This window comes from Streptomyces sp. SID8352, assembly GCF_009862265.1.
GTDB lineage: Bacteria > Actinomycetota > Actinomycetes > Streptomycetales > Streptomycetaceae > Streptomyces.
The window spans coordinates 16,502-39,485 of record NZ_WWGX01000072.1 but is presented as its reverse complement, the minus strand read 5'-3'; the positions used below and the strand labels follow the sequence as shown (position 1 = coordinate 39,485).

The following is a 22,984-nucleotide window of genomic DNA, read 5'->3' as shown; positions in this document are numbered from 1 at the left end:
GGCCATGCTGCTGACGATCGACGTGGGCAACACCCACACCGTCCTGGGGCTGTTCGACGGCGAGGACATCGTCGAACACTGGCGCATCTCCACCGACCCGCGCCGTACGGCGGACGAGCTGGCGGTGCTGCTGCAGGGGCTGATGGGCCGCCACCCGCTGCTCGGCGACGAGCTGGGCGACGGCATCGACGGCATCGCCATCTGCGCCACCGTCCCCTCCGTCCTGCACGAGCTGCGCGAGGTCACCCGCCGGTACTACGGCGACGTCCCGGCGGTGCTGGTGGAGCCGGGCGTGCGGACCGGGGTGCCGATCCTCACCGACCACCCCAAGGAGGTCGGCGCCGACCGCATCATCAACTCGGCCGCCGCGGTCGACCTGTACGGCGGCCCGGCGATCGTGGTGGACTTCGGCACGGCGACCACGTTCGACGCGATCAGCGCGCGCGGCGAGTACATCGGCGGGGTCATCGCCCCCGGCATCGAGATCTCCGTGGAGGCGCTCGGCGTGCGGGGCGCGCAGCTCCGCAAGATCGAGGTGGCCCGGCCGCGGAGCGTGATCGGCAAGAACACGGTGGAGGCGATGCAGGCGGGCATCGTCTACGGGTTCGCGGGCCAGGTCGACGGGGTGGTCCGGCGGATGGCGCGGGAGCTGGCGAAGGACCCGGACGAGGTGACCGTCATCGCGACGGGGGGCCTGGCGCCGATGGTGCTCGGCGAGTCGTCGGTGATCGACGAGCACGAGCCGTGGCTGACGCTGATCGGGCTCCGCCTGGTCTACGAGCGCAACGTCCCCCGCGCCTGACGCCTCCCGCCGGCTCCGGAGCCGTACCCCTCTCCGGAGCCGCCCGCGCGGGCCGGGACGCCCCGGGAGGGGCGCGTCCTCGGGCCGCCGGGAGCGGAGCCGCCCGGACGCGGAGCCGCCCCGCGCGGCCGGGACCCGTCCTCGGGCCGCGCGGGGCGGGTCCGGCGGGCCGCTCGGGCTGTCGCGGGCGGCACCGGCCCCCGGGCTCGGACAGGCACCCCTTCGGGGGCGCGATGACGCGCCACGCCGGGGCGCTATGGGGATTTTGTCCGATTAGCGCGTATCGTCGGCCCATGCCCACGCCCTACGGACCCCGCGGCGGGATGGCCTTCGGCGCACAGGAACTGCGTGTGCTCCGGCGCGCCCTCGCCCTCGCCCTGCATCCCCGTCCCGCCTCCGCCGAGGACGTCCATGACTGTCTCCGCCTCGCGGAGTCCCTGGACGAGGCGATGGACGAGGCCACCCGCCTGCGCGCCTTCCTGCTGGCCGACCTCGCCCGCTACCGCGCCGCCCTCCCCGGCAGCGTCACCGGCTACCTCGCCGTCCTCACCGAGGCGCTGGACGCCGGCCATCAGCCCGGGGCGGACGACCTCGCCGCCCTGCGGGCCCTGCGCGGCACGCCGGCCGCCGCCGTGCTGCTGGCCCGGTGCCGCCCCGTCCCCGCCGCCCGCAGCCACCTGCTCGCCCTCCCCGGCGGGCGCCGGGCCGACGAGAAGCCGCCGCAGGACCCGGCCCGGAAACCCGCCCGGAAGCCGGCCCCCGCGCCCGCCCCGGCCGACCCCCGCCGCCCGATCCCCACCCCCGGCGAGGTCTTCCCCCGGCGCAGGCCCAACCCGCCCGCCCCCGGCTCCCGGCACCACCTCGCCGCGGGCTGAGCGGCCCTGGCTACTCTGGAGCCATGGAATACGTCTCCGCGCTTACGCCCCCGTTCGTCATGGCGGCGCTCTTCATCGGCGTGATCAGGGTGATCGTGAAGACCCAGGGCGGCGCCAACAAGGCCAAGGAGGACGCGGCCGTGGACGCCGCCCTCGCCCGGACGGACGGCACCGCGGCCCACCGGGAGTCCTGACACCCCGGCGCGGCACGGCACGACGGCGCGGCCGGTGCCGTACCGCGCCGTACCGCGCCCGCGCCGACCCCCCTCCGCCCCTGCGCGCCCACCCCCCAGGGGCCGTGACCTCGCGGCACCGCTCGGCGACTCCGCGTACGACGCGTGCTCCGGCACCCGTCGTACGCCCTTTTTATGGCGATCTGTCGACACAGGCGCATGCCCAGCCATCAAATGTCCCGTTTCCCCCGTATTGTTCTGACCGTGCCTCGCCCCTTGGGAGAACTCGAAGACGCGGTCATGACGCGGGTGTGGAAGTGGAACCGCCCGGTCACCGTCCGGGAAGTCCTCGAAGACCTCCAACAGGAACGGTCCATCGCCTACACCACAGTGATGACGGTTTTGGACAATCTTCATCAGAAGGGCTGGGTGCGCCGCGAGGCGGAAGGCCGGGCCTATCGATATGAGGCCGTCTCCACCCGGGCCGCCTACGCCGCCGCACTGATGAACGACGCCTGGTCGCAGAGCGACAACCCCGCCGCCGCGCTGGTGGCCTTCTTCGGCATGATGAGCGAGGAACAGCGGGGGGCGCTGGCGGACGCCATCCGTATCGTCCAGGCCCCGGAATCACGGAACCCGGAACCCGAGCCGAACCCCGGTTCCCTTCCCGGCGCGGGCGGGCGATAGCGTCCCCCCATGCCAAAAGCCATCACCGTCCGGAGGGCCCGCACCAGCGATGTCCCGGCCGTGCGCAGGCTCCTCGACACCTACGTCCACGAGCGCATCCTCCTCGACAAAGCGATGGTGACGCTTTACGAGGACATCCAGGAGTTCTGGGTCGCGGAACGGGACGACAACGGCGAGGTCGTCGGCTGCGGTGCCCTGCACGTGATGTGGGAAGACCTGGCGGAAGTGCGGACTCTCGCGGTGAAGCCCGGTCTGAAGGGGGCCGGCGTCGGCCACCAGTTGCTGGAGAAGTTACTGGAGACCGCACGCACGCTGGGCGTTCGCCGGGTATTCTGCCTGACCTTCGAAGTGGACTTCTTCAGCAGGCACGGCTTCGTGGAGATCGGGGAGACCCCGGTCGACCGGGACGTGTACGCGGAGCTGCTGCGTTCCTATGACGAGGGCGTAGCGGAGTTCCTGGGTCTCGAACGGGTGAAACCGAACACCCTGGGCAACAGCCGCATGCTTCTGCATCTGTGATCGCCGGACTTCGCCAAGTGACATCGGGGATCGGCCGCGATCACCGCGCATCATCCCGGGCATCGGCGGCCGTTCGCCGCGTTTATTCGGAGGGGTGCCGCACGCGGTCCCTATGTCCGAAACGCGCAACTTTCCGGCTCCGGAGTGCTCCGGCCGGGACCACGAGTCCCGGCCGGGGGTTTGTGTTTTCCGGGCAAAAGCGGTTTGCTTTCCGGCGTACTGCTGTACTGCATATAACAAGGGGCGGCGATACGGCGGACGCCGGCGGACCTCCGACCCTCACGTTATCGATGAAAGGAAATCCGGTGGCACAGAAGGTTCAGGTCCTTCTTGTCGACGACCTCGACGGTGGCGAGGCAGACGAGACCGTGACGTTCGCGCTGGACGGCAAGACATACGAGATCGATCTCACCACCGCCAATGCGGACAAGCTCCGCGGCCTTCTCGACCCCTATGTGAAGGGCGGACGCCGCACCGGTGGCCGTGCTTCCGGCGGTCGGGGCAAGGCACGCGCGGCGTCCGGCGGCAGCCAGGACACCGCGGCGATCCGCGCCTGGGCGAAGGAGCGGGGCCTGGAGGTCAACGACCGCGGCCGCGTTCCCCAGGCGATCCGCGAGGAGTACGAGAAGGCCAACGGCTGATCACCGGTCCGGCCGCGGGCCGCGCGCCCGTGGACGCCGTCCCCGCGCGCTACCGCGCGGCCCGGGACAGGCGCGTCCGGTGGACCTGCGTCGCCAGGGTGTGGACGAGTCGTGCGAGATCGGGGGCGCGCGACGGGCCCGCCACGGCCGACAGCGCCGGAAGCGGGCATTCGGCCTCGCGACCCGGCACGGGGGGCCGCAGCCATACGGCGGCCCCCTGCGAACCGCCGCGGCCCACGGGGGAGCCGGCCGGCGAGGGCGGCAGCGGTGCCTCCACGCACCCTCCGGCGCCCGACGCCGTCAGATCCAGGGTGACCGGACCCCATTCCAGCCACTCCAGCAGCCCCGGCAGTTCCTCCGCCCCGCCCGCGGCCACCAGCAGCAGCATGCGCCCGCCCCGGACGGCCACGGGAAAGCCCGGTCCCGTATCCCCGCCTTTCATGCCACCGGCCTCACCGGCTCCCGCGGACGTCCCCGCGCCCAGCCTCCGCAGGGCCGCGCGCCCGGCCCCGGCGGGCACCTCCAGCACGTCGAAGCGGACACCCGTCCTCAGCCGGAGCGGGGCCCCCGGCAGTACCGGCCAGCCGAGCACGTTCTCGTACCACCACCGGGCCCCCTCCCACGGGCCCTCCATGGCGGCGGGTCGGCGGGGGAGCGGCAGCGCGGGCGCGGCGGCGTGGGGCGGGACGCCAATCATGTCCACTGCAACCGTCATCGGGTCCCCCGGGTTACGCTGAGTGTCGAAGCAATCGCGGAGCGTACGGGAAGCGGGGGCATGCGGGGGTGCGGAGCCGTACGGCGGTGTTCGCCCGTAGCGGAGGAAACGGGGGTGCGCCGCATGGAGTCTCGGCATCGGCGGGTAAGACATCCCTAGTGGGAGGGGGCGACACGCAGAATGGGCCGTCTCGCGTTCGCCATCGGCGTACTGGCGAGTGGGGTAAGTGCCTGGCCTGCGGGAACATCGTCTCGCACCATCGGGTTGTGGCAGATGTCGGCGTCAGGGGTCAGGAGGCCATCGACGGTGTCGGCAGTTGGAATGAGCGGTCCCCGCTTGCGGGACTAAGCTGCGGAAGGACAGGGAGGGGAAGTTCCCCTTACTGCCTGACCGCTCTGAGGAGCGATTAACGATGTTCGAGAGGTTCACCGACCGCGCGCGGCGGGTTGTCGTCCTGGCTCAGGAAGAAGCCCGGATGCTCAACCACAACTACATCGGCACCGAGCACATCCTCCTGGGCCTGATCCACGAGGGTGAGGGTGTCGCCGCCAAGGCCCTTGAGAGCCTCGGGATTTCGCTCGAGGCGGTCCGCCAGCAGGTGGAGGAGATCATCGGGCAGGGCCAGCAGGCCCCGTCGGGTCACATTCCCTTCACTCCCCGTGCCAAGAAGGTGCTGGAGCTGTCGCTCCGCGAGGCGCTTCAGCTGGGACACAACTACATCGGCACCGAGCACATCCTGCTCGGCCTGATCCGCGAGGGCGAGGGCGTCGCCGCCCAGGTCCTGGTGAAGCTGGGCGCCGACCTCAACCGGGTGCGCCAGCAGGTCATCCAGCTGCTCTCCGGTTACCAGCAGGGCAAGGAGACCGCCACCGCCGGCGGCCCCGCCGAAGGCACGCCCTCCACCTCCCTGGTGCTCGACCAGTTCGGCCGGAACCTCACCCAGGCCGCTCGTGAGTCCAAGCTCGACCCGGTCATCGGGCGCGAGAAGGAGATCGAGCGGGTCATGCAGGTGCTCTCCCGCCGGACCAAGAACAACCCGGTCCTGATCGGTGAGCCCGGCGTCGGCAAGACCGCCGTCGTCGAGGGCCTCGCGCAGGCCATCGTCAAGGGCGAGGTGCCCGAGACCCTCAAGGACAAGCACCTCTACACCCTGGACCTCGGCGCGCTGGTCGCCGGCTCCCGCTACCGCGGTGACTTCGAGGAGCGGCTGAAGAAGGTCCTCAAGGAGATCCGCACCCGCGGCGACATCATCCTGTTCATCGACGAGCTGCACACGCTGGTCGGTGCGGGTGCCGCCGAGGGCGCCATCGACGCGGCCTCCATCCTGAAGCCGATGCTGGCCCGCGGTGAGCTGCAGACCATCGGCGCCACCACGCTCGACGAGTACCGCAAGCACCTGGAGAAGGACGCGGCCCTGGAGCGCCGCTTCCAGCCGATCCAGGTCGCGGAGCCGTCGCTGCCGCACACCATCGAGATCCTCAAGGGCCTGCGCGACCGCTACGAGGCGCACCACCGCGTCTCCATCACGGACGAGGCCCTGGTCCAGGCCGCCACCCTGGCCGACCGCTACATCTCGGACCGCTTCCTGCCGGACAAGGCGATCGACCTGATCGACGAGGCCGGTTCCCGGATGCGCATCCGCCGGATGACCGCCCCGCCGGACCTGCGCGAGTTCGACGAGAAGATCGCCGGTGTCCGCCGGGACAAGGAGTCCGCGATCGACTCGCAGGACTTCGAGAAGGCCGCCTCGCTGCGCGACAAGGAGAAGCAGCTCCTCGCCGCCAAGGCCAAGCGGGAGAAGGAGTGGAAGGCCGGCGACATGGACGTCGTCGCCGAGGTCGACGGCGAGCTGATCGCCGAGGTCCTCGCCACGGCCACGGGCATCCCGGTCTTCAAGCTGACCGAGGAGGAGTCCTCGCGCCTGCTGCGCATGGAGGAGGAGCTCCACAAGCGCGTCATCGGCCAGATCGACGCCGTCAAGGCGCTGTCCAAGGCGATCCGCCGTACGCGGGCCGGTCTGAAGGACCCGAAGCGCCCCGGTGGCTCGTTCATCTTCGCCGGTCCGTCCGGTGTCGGTAAGACCGAGCTGTCCAAGGCCCTCGCGGAGTTCCTGTTCGGCGACGAGGACGCGCTGATCTCCCTCGACATGTCGGAGTTCAGCGAGAAGCACACGGTCTCGCGCCTCTTCGGTTCGCCCCCCGGCTACGTGGGCTACGAGGAGGGCGGCCAGCTCACGGAGAAGGTCCGCCGCAAGCCGTTCTCGGTCGTCCTCTTCGACGAGGTCGAGAAGGCCCACCCGGACATCTTCAACTCGCTGCTGCAGATCCTGGAGGACGGTCGCCTGACCGACTCCCAGGGCCGGGTCGTGGACTTCAAGAACACGGTCATCATCATGACGACCAACCTCGGCACCCGGGACATCTCCAAGGGCTTCAACCTGGGCTTCGCCGCCGCGGGCGACACGAAGACCAACTACGAGCGCATGAAGAACAAGGTGTCGGACGAGCTGAAGCAGCACTTCCGCCCCGAGTTCCTCAACCGCGTCGACGACGTGGTCGTCTTCCCGCAGCTCACCCAGGACGACATCCTGGCGATCGTCGACCTGATGATCGCCAAGGTGGACGAGCGCCTCAAGGACCGGGACATGGGCATCGAGCTCTCCCAGTCCGCCAAGGAGCTGCTGTCCAAGAAGGGCTACGACCCGGTGCTGGGCGCGCGTCCGCTGCGGCGGACCATCCAGCGCGAGGTCGAGGACACGCTCTCGGAGAAGATCCTCTTCGGCGAGCTGCGCCCCGGCCACATCGTGGTCGTGGACACGGAGGGCGAGGGCGACGCCAAGACCTTCACCTTCCGCGGCGAGGAGAAGTCGGCGCTGCCCGACGCCCCGCCGATCGAGCAGGCGGCCGGCGGCGCCGGTCCGAACCTGAGCAAGGAGGCGTAGCCCTCCGGGTGAGCCGGTGAAGGGGCTGCCCGGGACTTCGGTCCCGGGCAGCCCCTTCCGCATGCCAGGGCCCGGGGACGTGCACCGGGCCCCGGGGAGGGGGCGGCGGCGCGGTCCGGACCGGGCGGCGAGCCGTGCGGGACGACCCTCCGCCCCCCGGGAGGAGGGACGGAGGGTGAGTCCTCCACCCTCCTCCGGCGGCGGCCGGCGACAGGAACCCGATGCCGTGCGGGACGGGGCCCGGCATGGGCCGAGGCAGCCCCGGGAGGGCGTCGCGAACAGCGGCTGGCCGACCGGTCGGCCAGGAGACCCGGGTGATCTCCGTCCGGTCCCGGCGGTCAGTGGGGGAGCCGGGTGATCTCCGTCTGGGCCCCGGCCATCAGTGGGGACCCGGGTGGGTGACCTCCGGTCCGGTCCCCGGCGGTCAGCGGGACACCAGGGGAGAGCCTGAGTGGACGCGGGGCGCTTCCGTGTTACAGCCGGTGGCTCCGGTGACCCGGTGACCCGGTGACCCGGTACCCCGGTGACCCGGAGGCCCGCGTGCGACAGCCCGTGCGGGCCGGTGGCCCCGGTGGCCCTGGTGGTGCCGGGCCCCGGGGCAGGGTGTCCAGGGTGGCCCCGGGAGACGGGGAATCGGTCAGGGGGCGTCCCGGGAAGGGGGATGCGGGACGCCGCTTGACCGTCTCCTGAGGCAGTCCGGCCCGCCCGGGCCGGACACCGCGGGCACGCCCGCGAGGGTCGGCCCGGTGAGGTGCGCCGAGAGTGGCCCGAGTCCCCGCCTGGCCCGCAGCGCGCCCTCCCCGGCCTCCATCGCGGCCTGTGCCGAGGGGTCCGGCAGGATGTCGCCCCGTGCGGCAGGATCCGGTCACGGGCACGCGGTGCGGCCCCTTGGCGGGCAGTCGGTCGGCGCGTTCCGGCCCGGCGCGTTCCGGCCCGGTGCGGCCCGGCGCGATCGGCAGGGTGCGCGGGGTGGTCCTCGCCGGTGGTCGCCTTGCGGGGCCGCGGCTCTGGACGTGGCCGTCGTCCCGCAGGGCCGTCCACGGGGCCTTCGCACGGCCGGGCTGCGGGAGGGGCGTCGACGGGCGGCCCGGGCGGGGCTGCGGCGCGCTTGTTCACGGGCGCTCTCCCGGCGGGCCGCGGGGCTGCGGGGCCGCAGGGTCGCGGGGCTGAAGGGGGGTGCTCGTTGTCCGCGAGCGGCGGTCTGCGGGCGGGACGGGACGCCGTTGTCCACGGGCATCGGTGTCGCCGGGCGGGGCTGCGGCGCCGTTCTGTCCACGGGCGTTCTCCGGGCGGGCCGCGGGGCCATGGGGCCGCGTAGCCACGGGGCTGCGGGGGAGTGGCCGTTGTCTGGGGCGGAGGGCCTGCGGGCGGGACGGGGCCGGGGTGGCGGGGTGCGCGTGGCGCGGGTGGCACGCCAGGTGGCGGCGGCTGTTCCCGGTGGTCCGGTTCCGTTGGGTGCGGGCGGGAGGCCGCGTGGGGCGTGGGGCCGTACGGCTGGCGTGTGGGCGTGTGGGCGCGGGCGCCTCTCCCCCGCGCGGGGGGCTCGCCGGGCCGACCGGTGTCCTGCGGGCCCGCGCGTCGCTCCGTGTCCCGCGCGGGGCGGCCCCGCACCCGCCGCTGGAGACGCCATGAAGGGCCCGCCGGCGCGGATCGGCCCGCCGGAGGGCCCGCGGACCCCCGGATCCTGTGACCTGGGCCATGTTCCGGCCCTGTCGAACGGCCTTGTGCGGAGCGCGGGTTCGGTCGTCGGAGGGTGGCCCGGACCACATCCGGGGGTGTGTGGATCAAGGTCTCCGGTGACGTGCCGCACAGGGCATTCGGGGCGTACTAGATGGAATAGTGGGCGCCGCAAGTGGGGTGAAAAGGTCTATATCGCCCCACGGGAGGGGGAGATTCCCGGGCCGCTGAGCTGCTTTTGTCCCGATTGGGCACTCTGTCGCGACTCGGGAAGTATCGGGTTGAAGTACTAGATGTCGTCGTAGGTCACATCATTGTGCGGTTTGGGTCGGTCGGGTTACCAAGGTGGAGCCCGCCCGGTGACCGACCACGTGTCGCCGGAGGGCGTTCCTCTGCACCCGACCCCATGAGGTTTCGAATGTTCTCGCGTGTCACGACCCGTAAGCCCCGCACGACCACCCTCCGCACCCGCGCCGCCGTCATGTCCGTCGGCCTGGGAGCCTCGGTCGTCCTGGGTGCCGGGGTCGCGGCCGCCTCCAGCAGCACGGCGGCCACCAACACCTCGACCGTCGCGAGCGCCGTCCAGGCGCAGGCGGCGGCCCAGGCGAAGGCCGCGCAGACGGCCAAGACCACCAAGGCCGTCAAGGCGGCCGACGTCAAGAAGGCCGCCGCGTCCTGGGTGGACCCGGTCAAGGGCTACACGCTGACCGCCAGCTTCGCCCAGAACGGCGGCATGTGGGCGGCCAAGCACAGCGGCCAGGACTTCGCCGTGCCGGTCGGCACCAACGTCGTCGCCGCCCACGGCGGCACCGTCGTCAAGGCCGGTGGCAACGGCGCCGGTGACGGCCCCGCCTACGGCAACGCCATCGTCATCAAGCACGGCAACGGCACGTACTCCCAGTACGCCCACCTGTCCCGTGTCGACGTGAAGATCGGCCAGGTCGTCAAGACCGGCCAGCACATCGCGCAGTCCGGCAACACCGGCAACTCCAGCGGTCCGCACCTGCACTTCGAGATCCGCACGACCCCGAACTACGGCTCGGCGGTCAACCCGGTCACCTTCCTGCGCGCCCAGGGCGTGACGGTCTGATCCGGGCCGAACCGGCCGGATGAGACCGGCGACTACGGCCGGGCCGGGACCCCTCCACGGGGTCCCGGCCCGGCCGTTTCGCGTGTTCCGGAACGCCGCGGGGTGGTCCTCAGGGGTCCCGGGTGCCCCGGTGGGCCTGGGTGATCAGGTCGGTGGCGACCTCCATGACGGCCTCGTGCCGTCTGCCAGGGTCCTTCTCCAGGTCCTGGAGCACGAACATCCCGGCGTGCAGGGTGAACAGCGCGCTCACGCAGCGGACCTGGTCCACCAGCTCCGCCTCCGGGTCGATCAGGATGTTCCGCAGGCCCATCATGCGGTCCTTGAACATCTCGCCGATCCGCAGTTCCCGGATCGCCGCCTGGTTCTCCTGCATGAAGCGGAACAGCGGGGCCGCGTTCGCCAGCGCCTCGCCGTAGCGGCGGATGATCTCCCGCTTGGTCTCCAGGGTGGGCGGCTGTCCCCGGCCCCACTCGATCAGCTCCTCGATGGGCCGGGTGCGGTCCGCGAAGACGCTGACGAGGATCTCCTCCTTGGTCTTGAAGTGGTAGTACAGCGCCGCCTTGGTGACGTCGAGGCTCTCCGCGATCTCGCGGAGCGAGGTCTTCTCGTATCCCTGCTCGGCGAAGAGTCCGAGGGCCACGTCCTGGATGCGCTGCCGGGTGTTCCCGCGGCGCCGCTGCTGCCTGGTGCCGTCCATCGTGCCGTCCATCTCCCACGCCGCCTTCCGACCCGCGCACTTTCCAAAAACTTACTTGACGCCCGGCTAGTACGCGTCTACCTTTCCCGAGTCTAGTCAACTTGCCGGGCGGCAAGTAAGTAGCGGTAGCTGGGGGAGTGGAACGTCATGGCCGGAACACCGAGGGGCGGCCCCGCCGAAGGGGCCGGCGGGGCCGACGAGGTCCGGGGAGAACAACCGAAGAACGTGCGGGTGGTCCTGCTCGCGCTGATGATCGCGATGATGCTCGCGATGCTCGACAACATGATCATCGGCACCGCGATGCCGACGATCGTCGGTGAGCTGGGCGGACTGGCACACCTGTCCTGGGTGGTCACCGCCTACACACTCGCCACCGCGGCCTCCACCCCGCTGTGGGGCAAGATCGGCGACATGTACGGGCGCAAGGGCTCGTTCCTGTCGTCCATCGTGATCTTCCTGATCGGTTCGGCGCTCAGCGGCATGGCCCAGGACATGGGCCAGCTCATCGGCTTCCGCGCGATCCAGGGCCTCGGCGCGGGCGGTCTGATGGTCGGCGTCATGGCGATCATCGGTGACCTCATACCGCCCCGGGAGCGGGGCAAGTACCAGGGCATGATGGCCGGCGTCATGGCGCTGGCGATGATCGGCGGCCCGCTGGTCGGCGGCACCATCACCGACCACTGGGGCTGGCGCTGGGCCTTCTACATCAACCTGCCGCTCGGCGCGGTGGCGCTGGTCGCCGTGACCGCCGTGCTGCACCTGCCGAAGAAGCGCAGCCAGGCGCGGATCGACTATCTCGGCGCCGCGCTGCTGACCGTCGGCATCACCGCCATCGTGCTGGTCACCACCTGGGGCGGGACCGAGTACGCCTGGAGCTCCGCGCGGATCATGGAGCTGATCGCGATCGGCGTCGCCGCGCTGGTCGGCTTCGTGTTCTGGCAGACCAGGGCCGCCGAGCCGATCGTGCCGCTGCACATCTTCCGCAGCCGCAACTTCACGCTGATGTCCCTGATCGGCTTCATCGTGGGCTTCGTGATGTTCGGCGCCACCCTCTTCCTGCCGCTGTACCAGCAGTCGGTGCAGGGTGCGTCCGCGACCAACTCCGGGCTGCTGCTCCTGCCGATGCTGGGCGCGATGCTCGTCACGTCGATGGTCGCCGGGCGGGTCACCACCAGCACCGGCCGCTACAAGATCTTCCCCGTGGTCGGCAGCGTGCTGATGACCGGCGGACTCCTCCTGCTGTCGCTGATGGACACGGGCACCACCCGGTTCACCTCCGGCCTCTACATGGCCGTGGTCGGTCTCGGCATGGGCTGTCTGATGCAGATCACCATGCTGGTGGCGCAGAACAGCGTGGAGATGAAGGACATGGGCGTCGCGTCCTCGTCCACGACCCTCTTCCGCACGCTCGGCTCCTCCTTCGGTGTCGCGATCATGGGCGCCCTGTTCAACAACAAGGTCCAGGACTCCATGGCCGAGCGGGCGGGCGGCCTGGGCTCGGACGTGACGGCGAAGTCGGCGCAGCTCGACGCGAGCAGCCTGGCCAAGCTGCCGGTAGCCCTGCGCGAGGCGTACCAGCACGCGGTGTCCGAGGGGACGCACGCGGCGTTCCTGCTCGGTGCCGTGGTGGCGGTGCTCGCGCTGGTCGCGGCGGTCTTCGTCAAGGAGGTTCCGCTCAAGGGGGCCGGCCCGGCGCCGGCCGCCCCCGCGGGCCCCTCGGACGGCACCGCCCCGGATGCGGCCCCGGACTCCTCCGACGCCACGCCCGGTGCCGGTGACCCCGCGCCCGGCGCGGACACCGGTGCCGGTGACCCGGCGGAGCGGGCTCCGGCGGCCAAGGGGGTCTGACCCGGTCCGGAGGGGCCCCGGTCGCGCGGATGCGGCCGGGGCCCCTCCTTGTGTCCGCCCCGCTGGGGTGGGCGCAGGGCGGACACAGGGCCCCTGAGGTGCGTGCCCGTGGGGAATCGTTCCCCGCAGGGTGACCGCCGGGAACGTCTGCCGGGGACTGCCCTGCCCCGTTTGCCGGGTCGCCCGCCTCTCGGCCGCCCGCCTCTCGGTCGCCCGCCTTTCGGTCGCCCGCCTTTCGGTCGCCCGCCTCTCGGCCGTCGGCCGTCCGTCTCTTGGTCGCCCGCCGCTGGCCGTCGGTCGCCCGTCTCTCGGGCACATGCTCCGGGCCCTGGATGCCGGCCAGTGCCCGCGAATGCTCCCGGGTCGGCGCCCGGGAGGGCCGGTCAGTGGATCGGGCGGGTGGTCAGCGGGCCGTGTGGGACGGTTCCGGCAGGGTCGGATAGCTGCCCGTGTTGGTGGGCGCGTGCTCGGGGAGCCAGAGCACGGCCACCGCGCCCTCCGCGGGAGCCTCGGGGACGGCGCCGACCGGTCGTATGTTGCGGAAGGTGAGGCGGGCGCCCAGGACGCGGGCCTGCCCCGCCGCGATGGTCAGCCCGAGCCCGTGCCCGTGTCCGGCCCGGTCCGCGCTGCCGGTGCGGAAGCGGCTCGGTCCGTCGGCGAGCAGGGCCTCGGGGAAGCCGGGGCCGTGGTCGCGGACCCGGATCACCCGCCCCTCGACGCTCACCTCGACGGGCGGTCTGCCGTGCCGCGCGGCGTTGGCGAGCAGATTGAACAGCACCCGCTCCAGACGGCGCGGATCGGTGGTGACCTCCGACTCGTGCACCACGCGCACGGTGATGTCCGGGTCCTTGGCCGCCACCCTCCGGGCCACGAAGTCGCCCAGCATGATGTCCTGCAGTTCGGCCCGCTCCGAGGCGCCGTCCAGCCGGGCCACCTCCAGCACGTCCTCGACCAGGGTGCGCATGGCCTTGGCCCGGTCGAGGACCAGCTCCGTGGGCCGCCCCGGCGGCAGCAGCTCGGCGGCGGTCAGCAGCCCCGTCACCGGGGTGCGCAGCTCGTGCGCGATGTCCGCGGTGACCCGGCGCTCGGCCTCCAGCCGCTGCTGCAGCACGTCCGCCATCGCGTCGACGGCGCTGGCCAGGTCGTCCGTCTCGTCCCGCACCACTCCGCCGATGGCGTCCCGCACCCGGACGTGCGGTTCGCCGTTGGCGACCCGGTTGGCCGCGGCGGCGGCCTTGCGCAGCCGCCGGGAGAGCTGCCCGCCGGTGAGCACGCCCAGCGCGCTGCCCCCCAGGACGACCGCGATGGAACCGATGACCAGGGCCCGGTCGAGGTCCTTCAGGATGTCGGCGTTGCGGTCGGTGAAGCCGGAGTGCAGGGACATCACGTGCCCGTCCTTGAGCGGCACGGCGGCCCAGATGTCCGTCACCCCGTCGGCCCGCTCGGTGACGTAGGTGGCCCGCCGTCCTTCCGCGACCCGGCGGCGCAGCTCCGTCGGGAGGTCGGGATCGTCGATCTTGGTGTTGGGGAAGTTCAGCCGGCCCGACAGCTCGTAGTTCCGCTGGGCGACCAGCACCCGGTCGTCGGCGAGATCACGCGCGTTGTCCAGCATCAGGACCCGGGCCGCGTTGTGCACGACCAGGCTCAGGGTGACGGCGACCAGCGCGCCGACCAGGGCGATGGCCGCGCTGAGCTTCCACCGGAGCCCCGTGCGCATGCCGCCGCGCCACCCCGGGGCCGCGCCCCTGCCACCCGCGAGCCCGGTGAAGCGCCCCGGCCGGACGGCCGCGCGATGCCGGAAGAACCCCCGCATGTCCCCGCCCCCGCCCCGCTCAGGCCTTCAACTTGTAACCGAAGCCGCGCACCGTCTCGATGCGGTCCTGGCCGATCTTGGTGCGCAGCCGCTGGACATGGACGTCCACCACCCGGGTGTCACCGCCCCAGCCGTACTCCCACACCCGCTCCAGCAGCTTGTCGCGCGAGAGCACGGTGCCCGGGGCGGAGGAGAACTCCAGCAGCAGCCGCATCTCGGTGGGGGTCAGCGCCACCGGGCGACCGGCCCGGCGCACCTCCATGCCCTCGGTGTCGATCTCCAGCTCGCCGAAGGTGAGCGTCCCTCCCTCGTCCGCCGCGCCGTCCGGGGCCGCCCGGTCGCCGCCCGCGTGGCCGAAGCGGCGCAGCACGGCGCGGATGCGGGCGACCAGGACGGCGCCGTCGAACGGCTTGGTGACGTAGTCGTCGGCGCCGGCCTCCAGGCCGAGGACGACGTCGATGGAGTCGGCCCGCGCCGACAGCATGATCACCGGAACGGTGGACTCGTCGCGGATCCTCCGGCACAGGCTGACGCCGTCGAGACCGGGCACCATCACGTCCAGCAGGGCGATGTCCGGGCGGTGGGCCCGGAACGCCTCCAGGCCCGACAGGCCGTCGGGCATCGCGGTGACCGCGAAGCCGACCCGCTCCAGGGCGAGCTGGGTGGCCTCGCGGATGACGTCGTCGTCCTCGACGAACAGGACGTGGGTCTGGTCTGCCATCCCGCTGCTCTCTGTCCTCGGTGTTGCTCGTGGTCCTCGGTGTCCCCCGCGCCTCCCGCGCCCGGTGTCCGGTGAGTCTGCCCGGGGCCGGCGGACGCGGTGTCACCGGGGGTCCTGCCGCCTCCACCCCATCATCGGTCCGGCCCGCCCGAACGGTTCACGCACGGACCGGGGAACTCCGGGCCCGGGGATTCCGGCCTGTGCCGGTCCGGCCCGGAGGCCGTCCCGGCCCGGCCCGGAGACGCGTGCCGGCCAGGCCCGCCGGCCCGCGCGGATCCGGCACGGGCCGCCCGCCGGACGCCGGGGCGCCCACGTATTTCCCGGAGGCCGACGGCACCGGCGCCCGGCCCGGCACGGGACGCGGGCCGCGGGCCAGGCACGGGACACCCGGCCGTCGCGTCCCGTCCGCCCCGCAGCGGCACGGCCCCGACCCCGGCCGCGGCACGCCCGCCGACGGGCACCCGCCGCCGGGCTTTCCGCCGGACCCCGGCCGGACCCCGGCCAGGCCCCGGGCCCTGCCCCGCCTCCGGCCAGGCCCCGGGCCCCCGGCCCGCCCCCGGGCGTCCGCCGTGCATCGGCCCCCTCCGTCAGCCCGACGGCGCCGCCGAGGGCATCGCCCCGGCGCCGGCCGCCTTGCTGTAGTCGTTGTGCGTGCGGAACGTCTCGCTGAACCCGCCCGACGACCACCGGTAGGTGATCACGTTCTCGCCGGACGGGTTCGACACCGGGTCGCCGTCGTCGTAGACCTGTTTCGTCACCACCAGGTCCCCCCGGTCGATCTCCGCGTAGACCGGCGGCTCCTCGGCCACGAACACGTTCTCGTACGCGCCGTCCTTCTCCCGGTACACATAGCTGCCCATGCCCACCGCGTCCCCGCAGGTCAGGACGTTGACGACGACGTCGTCGGCGGCGGCGCCGGAGGTCAGCCGGCCGTAGGAGACGTCGATCGGGTACTCGTCGGCGACGCAGGGCTTCAGCTCGTGCTTGACCTCCTCGGAGACCGCGGGGTCGTCCTTGATCAGCCGCACCGCGTCCACCCGTCCGGGGACCCTGGGAACCGGTGAGGGCACCGGGGAGACGGAGGCGAGGACGCCGTCCACCGGGTCCGCGTGGGCCGGCCCCTCGTCCCGGGCGCCGGTCCCGCCCGCGGAGCAGGCGGAGAGGGAGACGCCGAGGGCGACGAACACGGCCAACGCCGCGTTCGTCGCCGGTGGGGTGCCCCGGGCCGCCCTCGCGGGCTTTCGGCCGACGGTCAGGCCGCGCAACGCTCCTGCTCCTCACGCTCCAGCGCGCGTGCGTCCAGGTCGCGGGCGACCAGCTCCTCGCGGAGCCGGGCGAGCGCCCGGTGCAGCGTGCTCTTGACCGTTCCGGCCGACATGCCGAGTGCGGCGGCCGTCTCCTCTGTTGACATCTGCTCCCAGTGTCGCAGCACGACGACACTGCGTTGCTTCGGGGCGAGCACCTTCAGGACGTCCATCAGCAGGGCGCGGTCCGCGTGCTGCTCGGCGGCGTCGTCGACGCAGGACTCGGGGAGCTGCTCGGTCGGCACCTCCTCCAGCTTCCGCGCCCGCCACCACTCGGTCCGAGTGTTGATCATGACCCGGCGCAGGTAGGCGTCCGCCAGCCGCTTGTCCTCGATGGTCTCCCAGCGGCCGTAGGTGCGGGCCAGCGCGGTCTGGAGCAGGTCCTGGGCGTCGACCGGGTCCGGGACCAGGCGGCGGGCGCTGCGCAGCAGCGCCTCCTGCCGCGTGCGGACGTACTCCTCGAACTCAAGCACCTCGCCCTGCGCCATGTGGACCGCCTCCGTGTTCCCCGTTCACCCCGGCGTGGTCGTCGCCGGGGTGCCCTGTCCGTCGTTCCGGTCGTCGTGCTCGACGACCACGACACGAAGGTAGGGAAGCGGTGTCACGGCGCTGTGCGGGAGAGCCTTCGGCCACCAATCGGCTGTACGTCGGTTGTGTAACGGAGGGCGGAACGGGGCAAGGCGGCCGGATGCTTCGTCCATCTTCGGGATGATGTGTCCCGTTTCTGGAATGCCTGTCCCGGAGCCGGGTCCCGCACGACGCGGTCGAGGTGCGGTCGCGCTACGGCCCGCGGCGGACGGTGCAGCGGGGCCCCGCGCGGGCCGGGTGCCGGTGGAGGCGGTGGTGGGCACGGCGCTCACCGGAGCGCCCGCCACCGCGCTCATCCGGGGTGGCGGGCACGGCGTCGCGCCCCCGGGCCCGGCCGGGTGCGCCGCGCGGCCGGCCCCCGGGTCAGCTCAGCGGCAGCCGGTAGCGGCCGTCCGCCAGGGGCTCCACCAGGCCGTCGGAGACGAGGCCGTCCAGGGCGCGGGCCCGCTGCACCGGCTCGTGCCAGACGCGGTCGAGGGCCGACTGCGGCACCGGGGTGTGCGCCTCGCGCAGCACCGCGAGCAGTCTGCCGCGCACCTGCCGGTCGGTGCCCGCGTAGGTCTGGCCCCGGCGCGGCGGTCCCTCGTGCTCGGGCTTGCCCGCCAGTCGCCAGGCGCACTGCGCGGCGATCGGGCAGCGGTGGCACGCCTCGTTGCGCGCGGTGCACACCAGGGCGCCCAGTTCCATGGAGGCGGCGGCCCAGCGGGCGGCGGTGGCCTCCTCCTCGGGCAGCAGCGCACGGGCCAGCCGCCGCTCGGCGGCGGTGGTGGCGTTCGGCGGGTACCGCACACCGGTGACGGCGCGGGCGAAGACCCGGCGCACGTTGGTGTCCAGGACGGCGTGCCGCCGGCCGTGGGCGAAGGACGCGACCGCGGCGGCGGTGTACTCGCCGATGCCGGGCAGCGCGAGGAGCTGGGCGTGGTCCGACGGCACGTCGCCGCCGTGCCGTTCCGTTATGGCCGCCGCGGCGCCGTGCAGCCGCAGGGCGCGGCGCGGATAGCCGAGGCGGCCCCAGGCGCGGACGGCCTCCCCGGGGGCCTCGGCGGCGAGGTCGGCGGGGCGCGGCCAGCGGACCAGCCACTGCTCGTAGACGGGCAGGACCCGGTTCACCGGAGTCTGCTGGAGCATGAACTCGCTGACCATCACGCCCCACGCCCCGGCCTCCGGGCGCCGCCACGGAAGGTCGCGGGCGTGCTCGTCGAACCAGCCGATGACGGGGGAGTGCAGCGCGGTGCCGGACGGGGTGTGCCCGGCGCCGCGGTCGGAGCCGGGAGCGGGGGCGGCGGGGTTGTCGGGCGAGGGCTTCGTGGGCGCAGTCATGACCCTCCGATCCTGCCACGGGACGGCCGTCCCGCGGGCGCACCGCGACCCGGGCGCGACGAACTGGGCCGCGAGGTCACCCGGGAGCGGGCGGGGAGAGGGCCGACAGGGTGTGCGGGCGCCCTCCGGTGCCTGCCCGGGAGGACCGTCCGGCCGCCCCGGAGTGGTCACGTTCCGTATGGGCGCGGGGAATATGATCACACTCCGCGATCAAGGTGCGGGGGGTGGCGTCACCGGAATGATGATCCGGAAAAGTTGCCGCCCCGAACGGCATGTGCGACGGGGTAACGCGCTGAACTCTCGTACAGTTTGGGCGTGGGATCTCTGCGCAATCCGATCGGGCCGCTTCCCTCCTCCATCTACTGGCGCCGGAGGGCCGTACTGCTGTCCTTGGTCGCCCTGTTGGCCCTGCTGCTCACCTGGGTCGTGGTAGCCGGCGACGGCGACGACGGCAAGGGCAGCGAGGACGGCGCCAACGGCAGGAGTCCCGCCCCGTCGATCACCGCGGGGCCGTCCGGCTCCGGCCCGGCGATCACTCAGGCGCCGGGCGGGCGCGACGAGTCGGAGGGCGGGGGCACCCCGGGACCCGGTTCGGGCGGGGGCTCCAAGGGCACCGGTGACGGCTCGGGCGCGAGCCCCGGTACGGGGCCGGGCGGCACCGCCGGTTCCGCGAGCCCGGGCGGTACGGGCGCTGCGGGCGCGGGCTCCGGGAACGGCGCGGTGACCGGCGTCGGCGCGGGCGACGCCCTGCCCGCCGGTACGGATCTGGTGAGCTGCACGCCCGGCTCGGTCAGGTTCAGCCTGCGCAGCGTCCGCAACAGCTACGCCCCCGGCCAGACCCCCGCGTTCGAGCTGACCGCGCGCAACACCTCCAGCGCCGACTGCGAGGTCGACCTCGGTCCCAAGGGCGCGGTGCTGACGATCGGCAAGGCGAGCGGCGACGGCCCCTACTGGGCCTCCGACGACTGCGTGAAGGACGGGGGGAGTCGCCGCTACCGGGTCCCCGCGGGCAGCGGCATCACCTACACCGTGAAGTGGGACCGGCGGCCCAGCGCCCCCGAGTGCGGGACGCCTCCGGCGGGCTCGGCCGGGGCGGGCACCTACCTCGTGGAGGCGAAGCCGGGCGGTTTCGAGAAGGTGCGGACGTCCTTCGTGCTCAAGAGCGACTGAGGCGGCGTCACGAGCGGTCGCCAGGCGGCCGCCGGGCGCCCTCGCGGGCGGCCCGGCGCGGCGACCCGGCGCCCCGCGCGGGACCGGGTCGCCCGCAGGGTGACCGAGGCCGTGGGGACGCGACGGGCAAGGCGGTACGTGGCGCCCGGGGAGGCCCGTTCGGCCGGGCCCTCGCACGTCGCGGAACGGGCGCCGGGCCCTTGGAGCGCGCGCCGCGCCCGGTCTCCGGGGCAGTGACCGGCACCCGGCGCCGGGTCCTTGAGCCGGGCCCCGGCGCGGCAGGACGACCGAGGGCTCCGTCGGCCGGAACACCCGGGCGCTGCCCGCGCGGACCCGCCGGGCCGGGTGTGAGCGCCGCGCCGGACGGCGCGGCGGTCCCGCAACCCGGCCGCGACGGCCGTCACCGCCGGCCGCGACGCCGCCACCGCCGACCGCGGCGGGCCGGAACCGGCCGAACCGACGGCAGGCGGCCGGGACGGACGGTAACCGGCCGGACCGAACGGAAGAGTCCCGGCCGGACCGGAGCCGGCCGGGACGGGACCGGACCGAACCCGGTCAGACGTAGCGTTCCAGGATCGACGACTCCGCCAGGCGCGACAGCCCCTCGCGGACGCTGCGGGCGCGGGCCTCGCCGACGCCGTCCACCGCCTGGAGGTCGTCCACGCTGGCGGCGAGCAGCTTCTGCAGGCCGCCGAAGTGCTCCACCAGGCGGTCGATGATCGCGCCCGGCAGCCGCGGCACCTTGGCCAGCAGCCGGAAGCCGCGCGGCGACACCGCCGAGTCCAGCGTCTCGGGCGAGCCGGTGTAGCCCAGCGCGCGGGCCACCGTGGACAGTTCGAGCAGCTCGGCGTGGCTGAGCTTGTCCAGCTCGGCGAGCGCCTCGTCGACCGTGCGGGACCGCTTGGCGGTGGGCTCGGGCACGTAGTCCCGCACCACCAGCTCGCGTTCGGGCTCCACCCCGGCGATCAGCTCGTCGAGCTGGAGCGCCAGCAGGCGCCCGTCGGTGCCCAGCTCCACCACGTACTCCGCGATCTCGGTGGCGATGCGGCGCACCATCTCCAGGCGCTGGGAGACCGCCGAGACGTCCCGGACGGTGACCAGGTCCTCGATCTCCAGGGCGGACAGGGTGCCCGCGACCTCGTCGAGGCGGAGCTTGTAGCGCTCCAGGGTGGCCAGCGCCTGGTTGGCGCGGGACAGGATCGCCGCGGAGTCCTCCAGGACGCGGCGCTGGCCGTCCACGTACAGGGCGATGAGCCGCATGGACTGGGAGACGGAGACCACGGGGAAACCGACCTGCTTGCTGACGCGGTCCGCGGTGCGGTGCCGGGTGCCGGTCTCCTCGGTGGGGATCGTCGGGTCGGGAAGGAGCTGCACGCCCGCCCGCAGGATCTTCGAGAGGTCCGAGGAGAGCACGATGCCGCCGTCCAGCTTGCACAGTTCGCGCAGCCGGGTGGCGGTGAACTCCACATCGAGCACGAAGCCGCCGGTGCACATCGACTCGACGGTCCGGTCGGAGCCGAGCACGATGAGACCGCCGGTGTTGCCGCGCAGGACCCGCTCCAGGCCGTCCCGCAGGGGCATGCCGGGCGCCACCGCGCTCAGCGAGGCGCGCATCAGGCCATCGGCACCGGCACTCCCACCGGACTTTCCGGGAGCTGCTGCCCGGTCGTTGGCTGCCACTGCACTCCTCCGGTCGCAGGTTCTTCTGGCGCTCCCGTACCGCGCACTCGGTTCGCACGGACGGGCGGGACCAGGGCAAAGTCTACCGGCGCTCCTCCGCCTCCCGCGGGGCCTCCCGGCGACGCGAACGCGGAAGGACCCGCAGGGCGTCCCCGACGTCCGCGACCTCCAGCACCTTCATGCCCTCGGGGACCCGGCCCGGGTCGCCCGGGACGAGGGCGTGGGTGAAGCCCAGCCGGTGCGCCTCGGCGAGCCTGCGCTGCACGCCGGTGACCCGCCGCACCTCCCCGGCGAGGCCCACCTCCCCGATCGCCACCAGGTTCTTGGGCAGCGGGATGTCCCCGGCGGCCGACGCGAGGGCGAGGGCGATGGCCAGGTCGGCGGCCGGTTCGGAGAGCTTCACGCCGCCGACCGTCGCCGAGTAGATGTCCCGCTTGCCCAGGGCGCTGATGCGGCCGCGCTGCTCCAGGACGGCCAGCATCATGGAGACGCGGGAGGTCTCCAGCCCGGAGGTGGTGCGGCGCGGGGAGGGGATCTGCGAGTCGACGGTGAGCGCCTGCACCTCGGCCACCAGCGGGCGGCGCCCCTCCAGGGTGACGGTGAGACAGGTGCCGGGGACGGGCTCCGCCCGGCGGGTGAGGAAGAGCCCGCTGGGGTCGGCGAGGCCGGTGATGCCTTCGTCGTGCAGCTCGAAGCAGCCGACCTCGTCGGTGGTGCCGTAGCGGTTCTTGACGCCGCGGACCAGGCGCAGCCGGGCGTGCCGGTCGCCCTCGAAGTGCAGCACCACGTCGACGAGGTGCTCCAGGAGGCGGGGCCCGGCGATGGCGCCGTCCTTGGTGACGTGGCCCACCAGCAGGGTGGACATCCCGCGCTCCTTGGAGGCGCGGATCAGGGCGCCCGCCACCTCCCGCACCTGCGCCATGCCGCCGGGGGCGCCGTCGATCTCGGGGGAGGCCACGGTCTGCACCGAGTCCATGATCAGCAGGGACGGCCGCACCTCGTCCAGGTGGGCGAGGACCGCCGCGAGGTCGGTCTCGGCGGCCAGGTAGAGGTGGTCGTCGATGGCCTTGATCCGGTCGGCGCGCAGCCGCACCTGGCTCGCGGACTCCTCGCCGGTGACGTAGAGGGTGCGGTGCTCCTCGCTCGCGGACTTGGCGGCCACGTCCAGCAGCAGGGTGGACTTGCCGACGCCGGGCTCGCCCGCGAGGAGCACCACCGCGCCGGGCACCAGGCCGCCGCCCAGCACCCGGTCCAGCTCGGGCACGCCGGTGGAGCGGGCGGTGGCCCGGCGGCCGTCCACCTGGCCGATGGGCAGCGCGGACGTGGTGACGCGGCCCGGCGCCGTAGTGCGGACCGCGGGCGAGCCGTACTCCTCCACCGTGCCCCACGTCTGGCACTCGGGGCAGCGGCCGAGCCACTTGGCCGTCTGCCAGCCGCACTCGGTGCAGCGGTAGGACGGGCGGTCCTTGGTGGTCTTGGTACGGGCAGCCATGCACGAACGGTATCCGCCGCCGCCGACAGCGCGGCCCGCGCGGCCGTCCGGCCGCCCCGCGATGCCCGCGCCGCCGTCCGCCCGCCCCGGTGGCCCCGCGTCCGGAGCACCGGCTCCCGTGGGAGTACGCGCTCCCGTCGGAAGCACCGGCTCCCGTGGGAGTACGCGCTCCCGTCGGGACCGTCGCCTTCCATCCCGCGACGGCCCGGCCGCGCGCTCCGTCCCGCCCGG

Annotated in this window: 19 protein-coding genes; 10 read left to right on the top strand and 9 right to left on the bottom strand. The window is 73.4% G+C overall.

Annotated elements, in window-relative coordinates; genetic code table 11:
• Nucleotides 1-4: 4 nt before the first annotated feature.
• The 6 genes from GTY84_RS22225 (at nucleotide 5) to GTY84_RS22205 (ending at nucleotide 3,697) form a co-directional block, all read left to right on the top strand.
• Complete coding sequence (locus tag GTY84_RS22225) at nucleotides 5-802, top strand: type III pantothenate kinase (RefSeq protein WP_161228078.1); 798 nt, start codon at nucleotides 5-7, stop codon at nucleotides 800-802.
• A 293-nt stretch (nucleotides 803-1,095) separates the two neighbouring features.
• Nucleotides 1,096-1,677 carry a hypothetical protein gene (locus GTY84_RS22220; RefSeq protein WP_237532512.1) on the top strand — a complete coding sequence of 194 codons (582 nt, stop codon included), beginning with the start codon at nucleotides 1,096-1,098 and terminating at the stop codon, nucleotides 1,675-1,677.
• Nucleotides 1,678-1,700: 23 nt separating this feature from the next.
• Complete coding sequence (locus GTY84_RS33090; protein ID WP_202551581.1) at nucleotides 1,701-1,871, top strand: hypothetical protein; 171 nt, start codon at nucleotides 1,701-1,703, stop codon at nucleotides 1,869-1,871.
• Nucleotides 1,872-2,114: 243 nt separating this feature from the next.
• Nucleotides 2,115-2,537 carry a BlaI/MecI/CopY family transcriptional regulator gene (locus GTY84_RS22215; RefSeq protein WP_265296204.1) on the top strand — a complete coding sequence of 141 codons (423 nt, stop codon included), beginning with the start codon at nucleotides 2,115-2,117 and terminating at the stop codon, nucleotides 2,535-2,537.
• Between the two features lie 9 nt (nucleotides 2,538-2,546).
• Entirely contained in the window at nucleotides 2,547-3,056 is a 510-nt protein-coding gene (locus tag GTY84_RS22210; protein WP_161228077.1) for an amino-acid N-acetyltransferase, read from the top strand.
• Nucleotides 3,057-3,361: 305 nt separating this feature from the next.
• Nucleotides 3,362-3,697 (top strand): Lsr2 family protein, encoded by a 336-nt coding sequence (locus GTY84_RS22205; RefSeq protein ID WP_161228076.1) that lies wholly within the window; start codon nucleotides 3,362-3,364, stop codon nucleotides 3,695-3,697.
• Between the two features lie 49 nt (nucleotides 3,698-3,746).
• Here the strand turns inward: GTY84_RS22205 and GTY84_RS22200 are convergent, their stop codons facing one another.
• Nucleotides 3,747-4,394, bottom strand: coding sequence for an SCO3374 family protein (locus tag GTY84_RS22200; RefSeq protein WP_237532515.1), 648 nt, complete (start codon nucleotides 4,392-4,394; stop codon nucleotides 3,747-3,749).
• A 430-nt stretch (nucleotides 4,395-4,824) separates the two neighbouring features.
• On the opposite strand from GTY84_RS22200, the gene GTY84_RS22190 reads away from it, so the two are divergent.
• Nucleotides 4,825-7,353: an ATP-dependent Clp protease ATP-binding subunit gene (locus GTY84_RS22190; protein WP_161228074.1), complete on the top strand. Its 2,529-nt coding sequence runs from the start codon at nucleotides 4,825-4,827 to the stop codon at nucleotides 7,351-7,353.
• Nucleotides 7,354-9,448: 2,095 nt separating this feature from the next.
• On the top strand, nucleotides 9,449-10,120 hold the full coding sequence (locus tag GTY84_RS22185) for a M23 family metallopeptidase (protein WP_161228073.1): 672 nt from the start codon (nucleotides 9,449-9,451) through the stop codon (nucleotides 10,118-10,120).
• Between the two features lie 109 nt (nucleotides 10,121-10,229).
• Here the strand turns inward: GTY84_RS22185 and GTY84_RS22180 are convergent, their stop codons facing one another.
• Entirely contained in the window at nucleotides 10,230-10,829 is a 600-nt protein-coding gene (locus GTY84_RS22180) for a TetR/AcrR family transcriptional regulator (protein ID WP_161228072.1), read from the bottom strand.
• A 135-nt stretch (nucleotides 10,830-10,964) separates the two neighbouring features.
• Here GTY84_RS22180 and GTY84_RS22175 point away from each other — a divergent pair, with 135 nt between their 5' ends.
• Nucleotides 10,965-12,665: an MDR family MFS transporter gene (locus tag GTY84_RS22175; RefSeq protein ID WP_272919249.1), complete on the top strand. Its 1,701-nt coding sequence runs from the start codon at nucleotides 10,965-10,967 to the stop codon at nucleotides 12,663-12,665.
• Between the two features lie 403 nt (nucleotides 12,666-13,068).
• On the opposite strand, the gene cseC is transcribed toward GTY84_RS22175, so the two are convergent.
• The 5 genes from cseC to GTY84_RS22150 form a co-directional block, all read right to left on the bottom strand.
• Nucleotides 13,069-14,382 carry a two-component system sensor histidine kinase CseC gene (gene cseC, locus GTY84_RS22170; protein WP_237532511.1) on the bottom strand — a complete coding sequence of 438 codons (1,314 nt, stop codon included), beginning with the start codon at nucleotides 14,380-14,382 and terminating at the stop codon, nucleotides 13,069-13,071.
• A 115-nt stretch (nucleotides 14,383-14,497) separates the two neighbouring features.
• On the bottom strand, nucleotides 14,498-15,199 hold the full coding sequence (gene cseB / locus GTY84_RS22165) for a two-component system response regulator CseB (protein ID WP_161228070.1): 702 nt from the start codon (nucleotides 15,197-15,199) through the stop codon (nucleotides 14,498-14,500).
• A gap of 587 nt (nucleotides 15,200-15,786) precedes the next feature.
• Nucleotides 15,787-16,464, bottom strand: coding sequence for a hypothetical protein (locus GTY84_RS22160; protein WP_202551579.1), 678 nt, complete (start codon nucleotides 16,462-16,464; stop codon nucleotides 15,787-15,789).
• Nucleotides 16,452-16,991 (bottom strand): SigE family RNA polymerase sigma factor, encoded by a 540-nt coding sequence (locus tag GTY84_RS22155; protein WP_161228069.1) that lies wholly within the window; start codon nucleotides 16,989-16,991, stop codon nucleotides 16,452-16,454. The genes GTY84_RS22160 and GTY84_RS22155 overlap by 13 nt, the downstream gene beginning before the upstream one ends.
• A 463-nt stretch (nucleotides 16,992-17,454) precedes the next feature.
• Nucleotides 17,455-18,411 carry an A/G-specific adenine glycosylase gene (locus tag GTY84_RS22150; RefSeq protein WP_161228068.1) on the bottom strand — a complete coding sequence of 319 codons (957 nt, stop codon included), beginning with the start codon at nucleotides 18,409-18,411 and terminating at the stop codon, nucleotides 17,455-17,457.
• Nucleotides 18,412-18,726: 315 nt separating this feature from the next.
• Between GTY84_RS22150 and GTY84_RS22145 the strand changes: the two genes are divergently transcribed.
• Complete coding sequence (locus tag GTY84_RS22145) at nucleotides 18,727-19,581, top strand: hypothetical protein (RefSeq protein ID WP_161228067.1); 855 nt, start codon at nucleotides 18,727-18,729, stop codon at nucleotides 19,579-19,581.
• Nucleotides 19,582-20,136: 555 nt separating this feature from the next.
• Here GTY84_RS22145 and disA read toward each other — a convergent pair.
• Together disA and radA are read right to left on the bottom strand one after the other, a co-directional pair.
• Nucleotides 20,137-21,261, bottom strand: a complete 1,125-nt coding sequence (gene disA / locus GTY84_RS22140) for a DNA integrity scanning diadenylate cyclase DisA (RefSeq protein WP_161228066.1) — start codon at nucleotides 21,259-21,261, stop codon at nucleotides 20,137-20,139.
• A gap of 82 nt (nucleotides 21,262-21,343) precedes the next feature.
• Nucleotides 21,344-22,753, bottom strand: coding sequence for a DNA repair protein RadA (gene radA, locus GTY84_RS22135; RefSeq protein WP_161228065.1), 1,410 nt, complete (start codon nucleotides 22,751-22,753; stop codon nucleotides 21,344-21,346).
• Nucleotides 22,754-22,984 lie beyond the last annotated feature (231 nt).

Coding starts and splice junctions, on each gene's coding strand:
- GTY84_RS22225 (WP_161228078.1), top strand. CDS start 5: ATGCTGCTGACGATCGACGTGGGCAACACCCACACCGTCCTGGGGCTG.
- GTY84_RS22220 (WP_237532512.1), top strand. CDS start 1,096: ATGCCCACGCCCTACGGACCCCGCGGCGGGATGGCCTTCGGCGCACAG.
- GTY84_RS33090 (WP_202551581.1), top strand. CDS start 1,701: ATGGAATACGTCTCCGCGCTTACGCCCCCGTTCGTCATGGCGGCGCTC.
- GTY84_RS22210 (WP_161228077.1), top strand. CDS start 2,547: ATGCCAAAAGCCATCACCGTCCGGAGGGCCCGCACCAGCGATGTCCCG.
- GTY84_RS22200 (WP_237532515.1), bottom strand. CDS start 4,394: ATGATTGGCGTCCCGCCCCACGCCGCCGCGCCCGCGCTGCCGCTCCCC.
- GTY84_RS22190 (WP_161228074.1), top strand. CDS start 4,825: ATGTTCGAGAGGTTCACCGACCGCGCGCGGCGGGTTGTCGTCCTGGCT.
- GTY84_RS22185 (WP_161228073.1), top strand. CDS start 9,449: ATGTTCTCGCGTGTCACGACCCGTAAGCCCCGCACGACCACCCTCCGC.
- GTY84_RS22180 (WP_161228072.1), bottom strand. CDS start 10,829: ATGGACGGCACGATGGACGGCACCAGGCAGCAGCGGCGCCGCGGGAAC.
- GTY84_RS22175 (WP_272919249.1), top strand. CDS start 10,965: ATGGCCGGAACACCGAGGGGCGGCCCCGCCGAAGGGGCCGGCGGGGCC.
- cseC (WP_237532511.1), bottom strand. CDS start 14,382: ATGCGCACGGGGCTCCGGTGGAAGCTCAGCGCGGCCATCGCCCTGGTC.
- cseB (WP_161228070.1), bottom strand. CDS start 15,199: ATGGCAGACCAGACCCACGTCCTGTTCGTCGAGGACGACGACGTCATC.
- GTY84_RS22155 (WP_161228069.1), bottom strand. CDS start 16,991: ATGGCGCAGGGCGAGGTGCTTGAGTTCGAGGAGTACGTCCGCACGCGG.
- GTY84_RS22150 (WP_161228068.1), bottom strand. CDS start 18,411: ATGACTGCGCCCACGAAGCCCTCGCCCGACAACCCCGCCGCCCCCGCT.
- radA (WP_161228065.1), bottom strand. CDS start 22,753: ATGGCTGCCCGTACCAAGACCACCAAGGACCGCCCGTCCTACCGCTGC.